The sequence below is a fragment of the Pedobacter frigiditerrae genome (assembly GCF_032678705.1).
Classification (GTDB): Bacteria; Bacteroidota; Bacteroidia; order Sphingobacteriales; family Sphingobacteriaceae; genus Pedobacter; species Pedobacter frigiditerrae_A.
Window position 1 is genome coordinate 853899 of the sequence record NZ_JAVTSS010000002.1, and the last position, 13996, is coordinate 867894.

The 13996-nt window shown below is 35.4% G+C and carries 10 protein-coding genes; 4 read left to right on the top strand and 6 right to left on the bottom strand.

All coding sequences use genetic code 11. From position 1 onward, the window contains the following. From R2Q59_RS14340 to R2Q59_RS14350, 3 genes are all read right to left on the bottom strand, one after another. Positions 1-1866, bottom strand: coding sequence for an ABC-F family ATP-binding cassette domain-containing protein (locus R2Q59_RS14340; RefSeq protein ID WP_316785983.1), 1866 nt, complete (start codon positions 1864-1866; stop codon positions 1-3). Between the two features lie 136 nt (positions 1867-2002). Further along, entirely contained in the window at positions 2003-2668 is a 666-nt protein-coding gene (locus R2Q59_RS14345) for an MCP four helix bundle domain-containing protein (RefSeq protein WP_316785985.1), read from the bottom strand. A gap of 287 nt (positions 2669-2955) precedes the next feature. Beyond that, on the bottom strand, positions 2956-3570 hold the full coding sequence (locus R2Q59_RS14350) for a GIN domain-containing protein (RefSeq protein ID WP_316770158.1): 615 nt from the start codon (positions 3568-3570) through the stop codon (positions 2956-2958). A gap of 418 nt (positions 3571-3988) precedes the next feature. Between R2Q59_RS14350 and R2Q59_RS14355 the strand changes: the two genes are divergently transcribed. The 3 genes from R2Q59_RS14355 to R2Q59_RS14365 all read left to right on the top strand — a co-directional run bounded on the left by R2Q59_RS14355 (position 3989) and on the right by R2Q59_RS14365 (position 7420). Further along, on the top strand, positions 3989-5176 hold the full coding sequence (locus R2Q59_RS14355; RefSeq protein WP_316785986.1) for a threonine aldolase family protein: 1188 nt from the start codon (positions 3989-3991) through the stop codon (positions 5174-5176). Positions 5177-5259: 83 nt separating this feature from the next. Next, entirely contained in the window at positions 5260-6774 is a 1515-nt protein-coding gene (locus R2Q59_RS14360; RefSeq protein ID WP_316785987.1) for a DUF2271 domain-containing protein, read from the top strand. Next, positions 6755-7420 carry a PepSY-associated TM helix domain-containing protein gene (locus R2Q59_RS14365; RefSeq protein ID WP_316770164.1) on the top strand — a complete coding sequence of 222 codons (666 nt, stop codon included), beginning with the start codon at positions 6755-6757 and terminating at the stop codon, positions 7418-7420. The genes R2Q59_RS14360 and R2Q59_RS14365 overlap by 20 nt, the downstream gene beginning before the upstream one ends. Positions 7421-7706: 286 nt before the next feature. Here R2Q59_RS14365 and R2Q59_RS14370 read toward each other — a convergent pair whose 3' ends face one another. From R2Q59_RS14370 to R2Q59_RS14380, 3 genes are all read right to left on the bottom strand, one after another. Further along, positions 7707-8222, bottom strand: a complete 516-nt coding sequence (locus R2Q59_RS14370; RefSeq protein ID WP_316785988.1) for a hypothetical protein — start codon at positions 8220-8222, stop codon at positions 7707-7709. A gap of 186 nt (positions 8223-8408) precedes the next feature. Next, positions 8409-8840, bottom strand: a complete 432-nt coding sequence (gene ybeY / locus R2Q59_RS14375; protein WP_316770169.1) for an rRNA maturation RNase YbeY — start codon at positions 8838-8840, stop codon at positions 8409-8411. A gap of 102 nt (positions 8841-8942) precedes the next feature. Beyond that, positions 8943-12266, bottom strand: coding sequence for a DUF4175 family protein (locus tag R2Q59_RS14380; protein ID WP_316785989.1), 3324 nt, complete (start codon positions 12264-12266; stop codon positions 8943-8945). Between the two features lie 152 nt (positions 12267-12418). Here R2Q59_RS14380 and R2Q59_RS14385 point away from each other — a divergent pair, with 152 nt between their 5' ends. Then, the gene (locus tag R2Q59_RS14385) at positions 12419-13936 is read left to right on the top strand and encodes a family 16 glycosylhydrolase (protein ID WP_316770174.1); all 1518 of its coding nucleotides are present in this window, start codon (positions 12419-12421) and stop codon (positions 13934-13936) included. The last annotated feature ends 60 nt before the right edge of the window (positions 13937-13996 follow it).

The following is a 13996-nucleotide window of genomic DNA, read 5'->3' on the forward strand; positions in this document are numbered from 1 at the left end:
CTAGCTTGTTTTCTCTGAAAGTTCAACCCAGCGCTCCATTATTCCTTCTAATTGTTTATTTAGAATCTCTATTTGAGCGGCTGTCTCTTGAATTTTAACATAGTCAGTCGCATCAATTGAATTGAGTTTTTTTGTCAAATCATCAATCTCATTTTCTTTTTTAGCTACAGTTTCTTCTATTTCATCTAGCTCTTTTTGTTCTTTGAAACTCAATTTTTTTGAAGTGCTTGGAGAAACAGTTTCTTCAAGCTTTGCCTTTTTCTGAGCTTGATTGTCTTTTGCCGTATCTAAACTAATTCTATATTCTGAATAGTTTCCGTTGTAGATACTTACACCTCCGTTACCTTCCATGATAAATAATTGCTCACTCATCTTATCTAACAAGTACCTGTCGTGAGAAACTAAAATTAATACACCAGGGAAGTTTTCTAAGAATTCTTCTAAAACATTTAAGGTATCAATATCCAAATCATTTGTTGGTTCATCCAAGATTAAGAAGTTTGGATTCTGCATTAAAACCTTCATTAAGTGTAAACGTTTCTTCTCGCCACCACTTAATTTCTCCACCATTCCGTGTTGTTTTTTTGGGGGGAAAAGGAATAAGGTTAATAGGGCAGAAGCAGAAATGGTTTGACCATCTGCCATCTTAATATATTCTGCATCAGATTTTACTATGTCAATTACTCTTTCTTTTGGGTCAAAAGCCAAACCTCCTTGTTTGTAATATCCATAAACAGTAGTATCACCAACATCAACATTACCTTTTTCTGGGTTTAAAAATCCAGTAATGATATTTAATAATGTAGATTTTCCCGTTCCATTTTTACCAGCTAAACCAATTCTATCACCTCTTTTAAACACATAGGTAAAGTCATTAATGATTTTTTTATCATCAAATGTTTGCCCGATATGATTTAACTCAAGAATTTTATTTCCTTGGCGAGACATTTTTACATTCAGCGTAACTTTTTGATTGTCAGAACGTTGCTTCGTTTTATCCTCTAAGTCATAAAATGCATTTACCCTCGATTGAGATTTAACTGTACGAGCAGCTGGCATGCGCCTCATCCACTCTAATTCTTTCTTCAATAGGTTTTTGTTCTTTTGAAAAGTACTCTCGTCAGAAGCCTCGCGTTCGCTTTTCTTTTCTAAGAAGAAAGCATAGTTTCCATTGTAATTATAGATTTTTCCCCTATCCAACTCTACAATCGTATTGCAAACATTGTCTAAAAAATACCTATCGTGAGTAACCAAAAGAATGGTTTTATTGCCAGAAGTCAACAGTTTTTCTAACCACTCAATCGTATCAATATCCAAATGGTTGGTAGGCTCATCTAACACATAAATCTCTGGGTCTTCAATTAATAATTTAGCTAAAGCCAAACGTTTTTTCTGTCCACCAGAAAGGGTGCTTATTTTCTGTTGTAGATGATTAATACCCATACGGCTCAAAATCGTTTTGATTTCGTGCTCATATTCCCAAGCATTGTGTTCGCTCAATTCTTCATATAAGCGGTTCAATGTTTTTTCATCTGGATTAGGGTCTTCAATCAACTCTTCATATTCCCTAATCAGCTGTTGCTGCTTATTCTCTAAAGAAAAGATGAAATCACTGATAGAATAGCCATCAGGAAAGCTAGGTTCTTGGTCTAAAAAGCCAATTTTAACGGCTTTATTTTTAACAATTTTCCCTTCTAGAGGAGGAAATCTTTCGGCTAATAATTTTAAAAGGGTGCTTTTACCGGCTCCATTAATACCCACCAACGCTACACGTTGACCAGGATTAATGCCCAGTGTTAAATTTTTGAAAAGCCATTCATCATGGTATCCGTGGCCTAAGCCTTCAGCTGCAATTAGTGTACTCAAAGTATTTTTTAACGATTTATCTGATAAGAAATTACTGCAAAAGTAAGGATTAAAATTTTGGTATGGGATGCACGGGAAGATAAGGCAAAAAGATTTACCTAAAATTGAAAATTAGATTGAGTATTATCTGGAAGATTTAATTCAAATTAAATTTCTCCTGTTTAACCTTAATCACATTAGAAGCAAAGATGATAGACACAATTAAAACCCCTATCAGAATAGCCAAGGCAAATTGAATGGCCGAGTAAATTTTAGTGCCTGCAAATAAACTTTCAGATTCTTTAATTAATTCTTTACCTACTAAAGTTTGAGTTTTTGTTAGAAGAGATAGCTCTTTAAGAACTCCTTTATAAGAATTGTTTAACTGTCCGAAAGTAAAAGAATCGTTGATTTTGTTGTTTAAAATTGCCTCTTTCTCAAGTGCTTGATGTGCAATTAACTTCTGCTTTAATTGTTTTAAACTGCTTTTTTCGTCATTAACCAAAAAAGTTTCTCCATACTTTTTTAACACAGAATCAATTTTAATATCACTAAGAGACATTAATTTAATCGTTTTTTCAACTTCAGGAATACCCAAGCGTTGATGTTTTTCTATCAAATCTCTCTTTTCGAAAAGAATCTCAGAAACATAAAAAAGGTCTGCAGCTGGAACCAACCTGTCATTATACATGGAAACAAAAGCATTGTTCATACTATTTAAACTTTTGTCTTCTAAAAGCCTAATTAATATGGTACAAGCCATGATGCAAAAAAGAAGCAAAGCAATTTTAGCTTTTTGCTGAATAGAAAAGGCAATCTTCATGAGCATAGATTTGGTTTATGGCAAATTAAATAAAGATTACAATATTGTCAATCTAAAGCCTATAAAGTGACTTGTTTATGCTAATGCTACCCCCTTCTCGTCATGCCCAGCTCGACTGGGCATCGTAATGCGGTTTCAAAGTAATCGAGGCCTTGATAAGATGCATTACGATTCCCACCTTCCCGGGAATGACGAAAAAATTAAACAAAAAAAATGCGGACATCCATCCGCATTTTTTTTAACTAAACTAAAAACTAAACTAAATTTATGATGGATTATGAATTTTATTATTCACCAATCGCTAATTGAACTGGAGCAGCTATTTTAGCAATTGAAATATTTTGTGATTTGATGCTTGTAGTTTCAGCAGCAAATTGAGTCATGTTCAATTTAGCAACACTTCCTAAAACCGCATTGTAATCTTCTGTTGTGCCAGATAAAGTTAAATTAGCTTCATCAGTTACATTTGCATTTAAGCTAATTGTACTAGTGTTCAAATTTGCTGTTGCTTTATCTTTCAAGGTAACATCTAAGTTCAAAAGGCTAAACTTTCCGAAAGTTTTAACCGTTGCATTATCTGATGCAGTAACCGAATTTAAGTTAGTTACATAAACAATAACTGTTAAAGTTTCTTTGTTGAAAGAACTGATACGTAACTCACCATTTTTTTGTTGAACCAGTGCATTACTAGCATAATAATTGTTGTAAACTTTCACGTTCTCATCTGCACTTTGAACCAAAATCAATTCAACGTTACCAGATACGGTTATTTTATTTACTTTTTTAACGTCATTTAAAACTGTTTGTGTCTGGCCATTATCTGCTTTAGTTACAAAAGCTGAACTTGTTAAAATTGCTGCTGTTAATGATAATGCGATTAATGTTTTGATAGAAGTTTTCATATTTTTATTTTTTTAAAATCTTTGTTTTATAAATGTTTTTTCTTTTTGTCGCCGCCATCTTTCTGGCTGGTTTCGTATATAAGACGAGGTCAAGGGCAAAAGGTTGCATCGTAAATCGCTGTATTATACCTACATCGTGTAACTCTCGACGAACGCCTGTAATTTTTCGACCAACAGGCATCAAAAAAATCATTAGAAAAGCAATTGTGGAAGCTATTATCAAAGCAAGTCCCGCTTTCCGCTTTATTCCAGGGTAGCCGCAAGGGCAACCCCTACATGCTCGCTGCTCCCGATAACTATCGGGACGGGTTTAAGATACAACAGACAGCTTTTTATAGGAAAGGCAGCTTCCCGTTTTGATTTCAGAAAAGAAAAAGCCAATTTTATTACATCCTGTAACCATCTTTAAAACTTAAATATGTCTGCCTATAAACGCCGCGATTTCTTAAAGCTCTCTTCATTATCGGCCTTGCCGCTTATTGCTTCGGCTGTGCCATTAAATACTTTTGCTACAGAAAAGCAACAACCATCAAAAGATAGCGAAGCTGTTTATTTTATTAACGATGGCATCTTTTATCGCCCAGAAGACTTTATCAATAAGCTACAAGAAATTAATGCAGCAAAGCCAATTGAACGAGATAGTTATGCAGAAGGTGGTGAGATAGAAAAGCTATTAAACAAGTTTAAAGAAATGACAGGCAAAGAAGCGGCTATTTTTATGCCATCTGGCACGTTAGCTAACCAACTGGCTATTAGTTATTTGTGTGGAGATAATACAAAGGCATTTGTACAAGAGACCAGTCATGTATATAGAGATGAAGGAGATGCCGCACAAACTTTATTTAATAAACGACTAATTCCTCTAGCTAAAGGCAAAGCACATTTTACGTTAGAAGAACTCAAGCAATCTGTTAATTACCATCAAGAAGGGGAAGTTTTTGTTGGAGGGGTTGGGGCAATCTCCATAGAAACACCTGTAAGAAGATGTGATAATCAAGCATTTCCTTTAGAAGAAATTAAAAAGATTTCAGCCTATTGTAAAGAAAAAGGATTTAAAATGCACTTAGATGGAGCAAGATTACATATGGCAACAGCATTTACCAATTCAACTGTAAAAGAATATTCCTCTTACTTTGATACGGTTTACATGTGTTTGTATAAATACCTTGGAGCACCAGGTGGAGCAATACTATGCGGAGATAAAGCGTTGATAGACCAAATGCATCATTTAATTAAGATACATGGCGGTAGCGTTTTTACAAATTGGCCAAGTGCTGCCATCGCCCTGCATCACCTTAAGGATATTGATGAAGTAATGGAGAAGATCAAATTAAAAACAAAGGATTTATTTAGTCTTTTTACTCAGCTGAAAGGGATAAAGGTTAGTCAGGTAGAAAACGGTACAAACCAATTTAATGTTTCAGTTGATAAAAGCATCGATGCAACAAAGTTAAATGCCAGGTTAAGAGGTGAACATAACATTGTTTTCGGAATGCCTAGAGAAGATGGTTTTGTAAAGATTAAAGTCAATCCAACTTTGTTGAGAAGAGATAACAAGTTAATTTTTGAGGCTTTTAAAGAAGCAATTACATTTGCAAAAGCCTAATTGATTAAACTATAAGCCAAAAAAACAGTCTTTAAACGTTAAAGACCTAATCCAACCTTAACTACAAACACAAAATCTATTAGATGAAAATATTTGCTCCTTTGCTAGCGGGTTTACTGTTAATCGGTACCCAACCTAAAATCGAAACGCCCAAAAACAACCAGCGTTTATATGTTTCTCACTACGAAAATGTATTGGGAACGTCACTAGAATTTAAATTTACAAGTGTTTCTGAAGCAGAGGCTGAAAAAGCAGAAACCGCAGCTCTAGCTGAGATAGATAGGCTTTCGGCTATTTTTAGTGCTTATTACGCCAATAGCGAATTTAGCAAGTGGATGAAACAAGATTTAAACACTCCGGTTAAAGTTTCAAAGGAGCTGTTTGAGATGCTAAGTTTATTTGAGCAATGGAAAACCCGCACAAATGGTGCTTTAGATGCATCTGCAGCGGTAGCGAGTAAACTTTGGAGCGATGCCGCTAAAAAACAACAATTACCAACTTCAACGGAAATAAAATCGGCAGTTGCCACAATGAAACAAGTACATTATGTGCTCAATAAAAATAATTCTACAGCAACACGTTTAAGCTCAGCGCCCTTGGTGATGAATACTTTTGCAAAAAGTTACATCATTAATTTGGCTTGTGATGTGGCTTTGGCTTCAGCTAATGTAAACGCGGTTGTCGTAAATATTGGTGGCGATTTAGTAATCAAGGGTGATGTTACGGATGCAGTAAACGTAACCAATCCTTTAGCAAATGCAGAAAATGATGCGCCTTTAGCTTATTTATTGGTGAGTAATAAAGCGGTTGCAACGAGTGGGAATTATCACAGAGGCGAGCAAATTGGGAAAAACTGGTATTCGCATATCGTTGATCCTCGTACAGGCAAACCTGTTGAGGGTGTAATTAGCGCAACCGTTATTGCGCCAAAGGCAACAGATGCCGGTGCGCTAGCAACAGCATTTAATGTTTTGACGTTAGAAGAAAGTAAGGCTTTGGCATCAACAGTTGATGGCGCAGAATATTTAATAATTACCAATGATGGCAAAAGAATAGAAAGTAAAGGTTGGAACGCTTATGTTGATGCAAGCAAAAGCATTAAAACTGGAAAAACTATTTCAGTTTTAAAAGGGGCAGAAAAACCTTGGGACCCAAAATTTGAGTTGGCCATTAATTTTGAATTTAATAGGATTGAAGGAAACAGCCACCGTCCGTTTGCTGCCATTTGGGTAGAAAACGAAGCTAAAAAACCGGTTCGTAATTTGGCATTATGGTACAACAAAACCAAATGGATCCCAGACCTTAAAAATTGGTATCGTATTAACGGAACAACTTTTACTGCCGATAAAACTTCTTATGCTTCAGTAACTGGTGCAACACGTAATCCAGGGAAATACACCATTAAGTGGGATGGAAAAGATGATAAAGGCAATTTTGTTCCTCAGGGGAAATATACCATTATGATAGAAACTTCTAAGGAACATGGTACGGATGAAATTATCCGCCAGTCTTTAGAACTAAAAAAAGCAGCAAAAAAGACAACAAATGCAGGCAATGTTGAAATCTCAAACGTAACTTTTGACTTCTATAAAAAATAATCAGACACCAGAAACAACACCTTCAAAGAAGAAAGTTGTTCAGAAATCGGCTAACCCTAAAAAGGAAGTGGCCAAGTTATCTCGTTGGTTGCATATCTACCTTTCGATGGTGAGTTTTGCCGTTGTGCTTTTCTTTTCGTTTACAGGGTTAACATTAAATCATCCATCTTGGTTGGGTGGCGATAAACAAGTTAACATCAAAAATAAAGGTGTTTTGAATGTTAAATGGGTAAATAATCCAGACACCAACAAAATAGCTAAACTAGAAATAGTAGAGTTTTTACGAAAAACACATGATGTAAAGGGTTATGTTAGTGAAATTAGAATTGATGAATCTGAGGTAAGCGTAACTTTAAAAGGACCAGCTTATTCTGCCGATGCGTTTATCAATCGTGAGACAGGAAAGTATGAATTGTCTGAAATTAAAATGGGCTTTGTTGCTATCATGAACGATCTGCATAAGGGCCGAGATTCTGGCTCTGGCTGGGGATGGATCATAGATATTTCAGCAGTGTTTCTAATCCTGGTTTCCTTAAGTGGATTAATTTTGTTGTGTTTCATGAAAAAGAGACGCGTTGCTGGGTTTATAACCGGCATTATTGGCTTGCTGATTTGCTATTTGATTTACGTGGTTTTTGTGCCTTAGTTAGTTTGCCGTCATCTCGAAATGAGCTTTTTCTGCGATTGAGAAATCTGTTTGTGATTGAAGAAATTTTATCCAGTGGCTAATAAAATTAAAGATTTCTCCATAATCATGTCATCAAGTTAGGTGCACGACTGTCAGTCTGAGCCTAGTCGAAGACCTTTCGATTGCCAAAACAAAAAATAATTTGTCCTTCGACTACGCTCAGGATGACAATTATTTTTGTTTCTTCTTAATTTGATGACTTTGTGTTCTCGCTGCGGTCGAAATGACGGGAACGGCGGGAAAATTATTCGCTAAAAGGATATCTTTTATAATCAACAATAAACTCACAATCTTTCGGAAGATTGATATAGATTTCCTCTAATAATGGATCATCTCTATCTGCTCTTATTAACAGTTTTTTTAGTGAAGTTAATTTTCCTATTTGCTGAAAGCCAGCGGTTGTGATAGAAGTCCCAATTAAATGTAAAAGTTCCAATCCTTTAATGTCGCAAATAAACGACATTGCTTCATTTGTGATGTCATGACATCCTTTTAAACGAAGTTCGGTGATGTAATCTAATTTTACCAATTCTGCAATGCCCTCATTGGTGATGTCGGTTTCGTCTAAATCTAACTGGCCAACAGATTTAATGCCTTGGACCATTCTTATCAAATGGTCATCATCAACGTGGTCATAAAGTCTAAAGCGAACTTGTTCCACGTGCATAGGAATGCCAGGAATATGCTTTGGAACATTCATGTAATAAAATGTTCCCCAAAATTGTTGGTCGGCTTGTTTTTCTCTTTTTTTATTTCTCATTGCAATAGCAATAAATCGCCAAAGGCATCCTTTTAATTAATGTCGTTAAGTTAAGGAGTAAAACTAAAAAAGATGTCATCCTGAGCGTAGTCGAAGGAATCTTTTTTAGCGGAATTAAATAGGTCTTCGACTTCGCTTAGACTGACAATACCGCATTAATTTAATGACATTGCTCTTTTGGGATAATTAAGACAAGACTTCAAGTTTTGCCAAGTAGTAATCCTCTTTCTCGGTCATTAAGGTCTTTGCAGCCTTTGTTTTGTCCTTATAGCCTAATAAATGCAATGTACCGTGTATGATTACTCTGCATAATTCATTTAGGGTAGCTGATTTAAAATTGATGGCGTTTTCTTTAATCCGCTCAAGGCTTATAAAAATATCGCCAACAATCGTTTTAAGCTCCTCAGAGTTATCGAAAGTAATCACGTCGGTATAATCGTCATGTTGAAGGTAATCTTGGTTTATACGCAATAAATATTCGTCGGAGCATAAAATGAAGTTGAGTTCGTCTAATTGATACCCTTCTTCTTTAATCGTTGCTGTAATCCAAGCTTTAATTAAACGCTTATGTTTTAGGTTGTAGGAAATGTCTTCAGTAAAGAAATTGATTTTAGCCATAGGTAATGTTTCTACAGAACCGTCATTGCGAGGCACGAAGCAATCTCCTTTCAGAATTATTGACTATCGCATTAAGATTGCTTCGTGCCTCGCAATGACGAACTAACGATTTGGCGAATTTAGCAATTTAAAATATTCTGCTATTTTGTTTTTGTAGTAATAATTCAAATTTGGCGGGAGTTTTTGAATCAACTCACTTTCACTTTGCTGTTGTTTTTTAAACTTCTCTAGCATTTGCTGATAAGATGGCGGAAAATCTTTTGCCGCATTACTTTCCCTTTTCGAATCTTGGTCTTGCTCACGCTGCGCTTTATCTGCATCTAATAATTTTGTCTGCAAGTTTTTCTGACGGTTCATCGTTTCCTCTGTGATCTTTTTATTCCAAAGCTCGGCTTCAGATTTTTTCATATCCTCTACAATTTGATTCAGGTTACCCAAAGAGCCCTTCCCGTCCTTATTTTCTTCCTTATTTATTTTTTGCAAGGCTTCTCTAATCATTTGCTGTTGCTGCGCCATTTTAGCAAACTCTTGGCTCATTTGTCCTTTTGGAACGGTGCCCATATTGCCGCCTTCCTTTTGCATTTTCTCCCGAGCATTTTGCATATTTTTATTCAATTGTTGCTGCATTTGCTCTAATTGTTTCATGCTTTGTTTTTTGCTCTTTTTGCCGCTTCCAGGTTTTGAGTTTTTCATGGCATCTCTCATACTTTCCAAAGCTTCATTCATCATTAAAGCCAAGTTGTTTAAAGACGTCATGGTGAGTTGTTGAGAACGATTGGCCTCAGGCGTTCTTCTATCACCCAAATAATCCAAGGCTTTCCCAATATTGAAATTAATTTTATCAACCTCTGCATTTACAGTTGTAGCAATTTGAGGCACTCTTTTACTTAATGAAAACAAGCTATCGGCAATGGTTTTCATGTTGTCTTTTATGGTGCTCTGCTGCTGAACATTGCTAATGTAGGCAGGGTCATTGCTATTCATTCTCCTTAAAGCCAACAAAACTTTTTCCTGCTCAAAAGAAGTGCTTAATAAATTTTCTAACAAACGGCGTAACTCTTCGGCGTTGGTTTTATCTTCCTCTTCCTCGCCCTCTTGTTTGTCTTCTTTCATTTTTTGAGCCAGCTTTTCCATTTTCTCAGCTGCCTGTTGTTGTTTTTCCGAAGCCTTTTGTTTATCGTTTTTATTTAGCTGCTCTTTACTTTCTTGTTGGTTTTTCTCAATCTGCTCAGTTTGTTCCTTAGGATTTTCAAATTGATTAGGCTTATCTAACTCTTGATTTTTCTTATCAAGCTCAGCCAGTTCCTTTTGTAAATCCTTAAAATCTTTATTGAGTTGGTCTTGCTTGTTTTTAATATCATTTAAATTCGCATTTTTCTCTTTAGCTTGTTGACTTAACTCTTTTTGCTGTTTAGCCATTTCTTCTAAACGGTCAATTTTGTTTTGCAAGTTTTGCTCAAATTCTAATTGTTTGTACAGTTCTAAAATACGGTCTAATTCATTTTTTAAGGTTTTATTGTCCAGTTGCATTTTGGCCAACTCTTCCCTGGTCATGTCTTTATTGTTAAGCTCCATTAATTGTTGCAGTTTTTGCAATAATTGTTTGGTCTTTTCATCTAAAACATTGTTAAACAAATCGTCTATTTGTTTTTGCTTTTCTTTTAGTTCTTCGTTAAGTGTATTGTTTTCTTGTTTTTCTAAGGTGTTTTTCTCGTTCTGTTTTTTAATATCCTTAACGGCTTCTTCTAACTGTTTTTGTTTATCTAATAATTGCTCAACTTGCTTTTTATCTTCAAAGGTTAATTGTTTTTTATCCAATAAATCTTGAGCCAGTTTTTTGCTGTCTTTTTCAATCTTATTGGCCAACTTAATGGTCGACTCCATCTTTTGTTTCAACGCTTCACTGCCTTCTTCCATTTTTTCGGCAACTTGCTGTTGGGTTGGAACCTGATAAGTTTTAATTTCTGAACGAGAAACTTTAGCGCCGTTTACACCATCATTATCTGCTACTTCAAAATAGTATTCTAGCACTTGCCCAGGTTTTACGGCAATATCTTTTAAATCCCATAGATAGAAAAAGGCGTTTTCTATTTGGTTGTTTTTAATGGTGATAACTTTACTTAGGCTGCCAATTGTTTTGCCATTTTCCTTAATGTTATACTTAAATTTTAATGATGAAAAGCCGTAGTCATCAGCAATATTTCCTGAAAAATAAAGTGCTTTTGTGCTAGCAGAATCTGGTGTTTCTGTTACCGCGATACTTGGAAATTGATCTGCAATTACAGCAATTTGATGAGTTAAGGAATCAGCATTGCTTACAAAAGTGTTTTTTGGAACAATACGGTAGTTGCTGTTTTTTCGCATAGTTGTGCTAAAGCTCGCCACATCATCTTCAACAGTTAATTTGTAGGACTGGTTTTGTAAGATAAACGCCAATTCATCACTGTTTTCGGTATGTAATTCCCACGTAACTTTTGTTCCTTCGGGGATTAGCAAATCGCCTACATTACTCAATTCTTCGCTTTGTCTATTCAGGTAAGCAGGAAAATTAAGCTTAGCGCTCATGTTAAGTAGTGATGGTTTGGGTTTTACATCTAACACAAAAGAACTAGAATTAAATCCGCCGCCAAAAAAGCGCAATGATTTATTCTTTTGAATGTTTTTAAAAGTATAACTGAAATGGCTGATGTTCTCTTTTTCTAATTTATAGGTATTTGCACCATCTTCAATATAAACATCTTGCGGAAATTCATTTCCCGTTAACTCTAGCTTCACTGTAAAATCATCACCCTGTGTAACCCTTAAATTTTTGTTTAAAACATTAAAATCAAAAGGTGCTTTAGGTAAAATTTCTTCGTTGTAACGGATAAAGCTATTCGTACCTTCTTTTAAAATGGCAGGTGCAATAATCCCAATGAAAATAATTATCGCCAATGGCACTAAAATATATTTAATGTGCTTTTTATTGTCGTTAAGGTTGATGGCACTTGCAAAAGGGATTGGTCTTAAGTCGCCAATTTTTTGGTCTATACCCGCTAAAATTAATTGACTGTTTTGGGGAGAATCATCAGCCAATGCTTTTAACTGCAAGGTGTTTAGTAATCTGTCCTTCACATTAAAAAAGTGATTACCGATTAAACTTGCGGCTTGTTCTACACTTAAGGTTTTGCTTAGTTTAAAATAGGCTAAAGCCGGTTTAACAATCCAAAATCCAATAGCAGTTAGAGAAATCAATAAAAATGAAAAGAATAAGGCGGTTTTGGTGGCAGTTCCTGGATGGAAATAATAAACCAATACAAAGAGGCAAAGATACAGGCCTAAAATACTGGCTGCAGCATAAATGCTTCCACGCAAAAGTTTATTGAGGTAAAACTTTCGAGTAAACTCATTAATCTTAGCTATAAGAAGGTCGTAATTACTGCCCATAAGCTTTTAACGAATATAAAGGTAAAAATCATGTGTCATAAATACCAATAAACACGTTGAGGGATGATTTTTACATAATCAGGCATAAGTTAACAAAAAATCAATATAAACTTTGTTTCAAAACCTTAATTTTATCATTTCAAAACCCAAATATGAAAAGATTATTGATTTCGACAATGTTCATCGGTATGATAGTTACAAATACGATGGCTCAAAAAACCATAACCTCTTGGAATAAAAACCAAGTTGTTGCCCATCGTGGCGCATGGAAAAAGCTTGGACTACCAGAAAACTCTATCGCGTCGCTACAGCAAGCTGTAAAATTGGGCTGTCATGGTTCTGAGTTTGACGTTCATTTATCTAAAGACAGCGTAATGGTAGTAAACCATGACCCAAATTTCTTGGGTATCAATATTGGAAAATCTACCTATAAAGAATTATTAGCTAAAAAACTTTCGAACGGCGAGTTTATACCAACACTAGAAGCGTATCTAAAAGAGGGAATGAAGCAAAAAACGACAAAACTTATTTTAGAGTTAAAACCTCAAAACTTAGGAAGAGAAAGAGATTCGCTTTTAACTGCAATGGCGCTAAAAATGGTAAGGAAAATGAAGGCCGAAGCTTGGGTTGAGTATATCAGTTTTGGATATGATATCTGTACTCAAATTATCAAGAATATGCCAGGGGCGAAGGTTCAATACCTAAAAGGAGACGCAACTCCTGAAAAAATGAAGGCGGATAACTTTTCTGGTGTAGATTACCACTTTTCGGTGTATCAAAAAAATGTGGATTATATCCCAAAATTCAAAAAATATGGCATTACATTAAATGGCTGGACAGCAAATTTACCTCAAGAAATAGAGTATTTGTTAGCTAACAACTTTGACTACATTACCACAAATGAGCCAGAATTAACTTTTGAATTGATTAAAAAATCGCCAGTGGCTAAAGGTTGGAAATTAAAATGGGCCGATGAGTTTAATGGTAAAGGATTACCTGACCCAAACAACTGGACTTATGATGTTGGCGGCTCTGGTTGGGGAAATGAGGAGAAACAATTTTATACCAATGCAGACACTTTAAATGCAAAAGTAGATAAAGGAGTTTTAAATATTATTGCTCGCAAAGCGGATAAAGAAAACATGAATTTTACTTCTGCACGAGTAACCACTAGAAAGAAATTCGATTGGAAATACGGGCGATTAGAAGTAAGGGCAATGCTGCCAAAAGGAAGAGGGCTTTGGCCGGCCATTTGGATGTTACCTGGAGATTGGAAATATGGAAATTGGCCAAGTAGCGGAGAAATTGATGTAATGGAACATGTTGGTTACGAGCCAGACACGGTGTATACAACAGTTCATACTAAATCTTTTAATCATAAAATAAACACACAAGTGGGTAATGGGTTAAAGGTTTTAAATCCTTACACGGAATATCACGTTTACTCAATAGAATGGTTTGCAGACCATATCGATTTCTTTATTGACGACCAAAAAGCATTAACCTTTAAAAATAGCGGCAAAGGAAGTGAGCAGTGGCCATTTGACCAATCGTTTCATTTATTAATGAATGTTGCGGTTGGTGGTGGCTGGGGCGGGAAAAAGGGAATTGACGAATCTGTTTTTCCTGCTGAGATGAAGGTTGACTATGTAAGAGTTTATCAGAAGTAAAATTGATATACAAAAACCCTAATAACCAAAAAAGCCCCGATGTTAAATCGGGGCTTTTTG